Below are 2,136 nucleotides of genomic sequence, written 5' to 3'. Positions count from 1 at the left end.
AAAACAATTACCATATCAACTTGGAGCAAATCCATAAAATATTAGAGAAAGCTCATAAAATGGAAGCATTGGCTACGTCACTATTCAAAAACAAACTGAACACCTGTATTGTTGAAGTATCAAATACTAAAGATATCAAAGTTACTCAACAACAAAGCTCAGAACCAAATGACATTGAGTTTTCCAATTTCATTAAATCCTTATCCAAAAAGGATTTTTCTTCTTTGTCTCCTTACCCTTTTAAAGAAGGGCATTATACCATTGGATTAGTTACTGAAGGCTATTTAGAGACTTCGTTCATGATTTCGAATCTGTTAAAGGTCTGCATATTAGCCATGGAAGCCGATTACTGCTCAACACGTTCTATATCTGACCCAGAACATAACATCAAAGAAGTGTTAGGGTATGTCTTGGATATGATTCCGCATAATGAAATGGAGCTTTTGGATGTTATCCGAGATTTAGTCTTAGAACCAGAAATCAACAGCTGATGAAAGAAAAAAAGAAATTAAAGACAATACAGAAGCACATTAAAAACTTCTCTGGAGTTCGCATGGAATCTCATGGCAACAGGACAAGAAAGACCATAGGTTTTGAGGTGTCAGACCATGAGGATATTACCAGTAGTATTTCTGCTCTATTAGAAGTCTGTTATTATGCACTAGATGGCAATGGTGTTTTTGTTTATCCCAAACATAGCAATAAAGCGCCAATAACTAGCGTGACCAAAGTACTAGAAATGGTTATTGACTTATTGCCTCATGATCAAATGTTTTGTTTGGACAAAATCACCGAAATCCTTTCATCACAGGAACTCAAAAAGAAAGCACCTTAAATAAAATAGGATATGAAATCAAAAAAGAAGGCACTTGAAAAATTAATAAAATCAGCTAAGTATAAATTAGATACATTAGAGCCATCAGATATTCAAAAAGGAAAATTTAAGGCTACTTACTTACAATTTGAAGGCTATTTAGATTTATTCACCACTATTGAAGCTTTAATGAATGTTAGTATTTTGGCTACTCAAGGAGATACTTATTGTCCTCCACATATAAAGGATCATGGTAAAGATATTCGTAAAACCCTAGAATTGGCACAAAAACTTCTACCCTTTGAAGAAGGTGAATTTTTGGATGATGTATCTGCTTTAATGAAGCGACCTTAATCAAACTTATTTCAGAAACATATAGGAAACAAGACCTACACAAGTAACCATACAAATAATAAATACCACCACTGCCCAAGTAGGATACATTTTAGCTTGGTTTATTTTGTTATTAAACCGAATTTCAAAACCTTCTAATGTTTCTTTATGAAACTTCATCTGTTGTTGATGTGATTCAATTATAGATTTGTATTCGGATATATCCATTTTAATTTTAGTTTCTTTTAACTGTTCCTTAATGTTTTCTAGTTTCTCAATACCATTATTAAAGTCATTGATTTCATTAACCAATAAGGCTGTTAGTTCTTCAAGTTTTGTCATGATTGTTCTGTTTAATTTAATATCCTATGCCCACCCCTTTATCAATGGCTCTTTTAATAATGAATTTGGTGATTTTTAAAGCTAGACTTGGTGTTAGGTCAACCACTTTACCAGCCAGTTTGATACTTACATTGTTTTCTTTTAATATGCTTGCTCCATTTATTCCTGACATTTGTTTTCCAATATTCCCAAGAGACATATTGCGATGTACTTCGCTACCTTTAAGATTGTGACCATCAAACTCAAACCGAAAGCCTTGTAATTTGTTTTGATTATTAATTGTTGGTATGACTTTTACTCCATTGGCTTGCATGGATTTTATATAATCATCAAAAGATTTGGGTTTGAATTGTTTCATAGTCAGGTCATGCCTGCGTTTGATCTCAGTTCGTATTTCTTTTAGATTAAATTCTTTTTCAAATTGGATTTGCTTAACGGTGGTCAGTCCCATACTTTCAGCGACTTTTTCTGCTGCAAGCTGACTTCGTTTCCCAATAAAACTATCGTTATAAGCAACGCCTTTAAAGTCGATACGATTGACATATAAATGAATGTGCTTATGTTCTTTATCCTGATGTACAAATGCTATAGCTTGCCGTTCCTTTAATTGCATCTCTTTTATAAATTGTCTTGTTATGGCTTCTAAT

At 33.0% G+C, this 2,136-nt stretch carries 5 protein-coding genes; 3 read left to right on the top strand and 2 right to left on the bottom strand.

Features of this window, described 5'->3' with window-relative positions; all coding sequences use genetic code 11:
* Window positions 1-68 precede the first annotated feature (68 nt).
* Genes ACH5TX_RS00580 through ACH5TX_RS00570 form a run of 3 tightly spaced genes read left to right on the top strand, consistent with a single transcriptional unit; the run spans window position 69 to window position 1,168 of the window.
* Window positions 69-491, top strand: a complete 423-nt coding sequence (locus tag ACH5TX_RS00580; protein WP_439337614.1) for a hypothetical protein — start codon at window positions 69-71, stop codon at window positions 489-491.
* The gene (locus ACH5TX_RS00575; RefSeq protein ID WP_281751796.1) at window positions 491-835 is read left to right on the top strand and encodes a hypothetical protein; all 345 of its coding nucleotides are present in this window, start codon (window positions 491-493) and stop codon (window positions 833-835) included. The genes ACH5TX_RS00580 and ACH5TX_RS00575 overlap by 1 nt, the downstream gene beginning before the upstream one ends.
* A 12-nt stretch (window positions 836-847) precedes the next feature.
* Entirely contained in the window at window positions 848-1,168 is a 321-nt protein-coding gene (locus ACH5TX_RS00570; protein WP_281751798.1) for a hypothetical protein, read from the top strand.
* A gap of 6 nt (window positions 1,169-1,174) precedes the next feature.
* Here ACH5TX_RS00570 and ACH5TX_RS00565 read toward each other — a convergent pair whose 3' ends face one another.
* Window positions 1,175-1,489 carry a DUF6730 family protein gene (locus ACH5TX_RS00565; RefSeq protein ID WP_439337613.1) on the bottom strand — a complete coding sequence of 105 codons (315 nt, stop codon included), beginning with the start codon at window positions 1,487-1,489 and terminating at the stop codon, window positions 1,175-1,177.
* A gap of 16 nt (window positions 1,490-1,505) precedes the next feature.
* Window positions 1,506-2,136, bottom strand: a 631-nt coding sequence (locus tag ACH5TX_RS00560) for a relaxase/mobilization nuclease domain-containing protein (protein ID WP_439337612.1), incomplete at its 5' end; no start/stop codon positions are given.

The sequence above is a fragment of the Thalassobellus citreus genome, from assembly GCF_044385915.1.
In the GTDB taxonomy this organism is placed as follows: domain Bacteria; phylum Bacteroidota; class Bacteroidia; order Flavobacteriales; family Flavobacteriaceae; genus Thalassobellus; species Thalassobellus citreus.
This window is presented reverse-complemented; position numbering and strand designations above follow the sequence as displayed.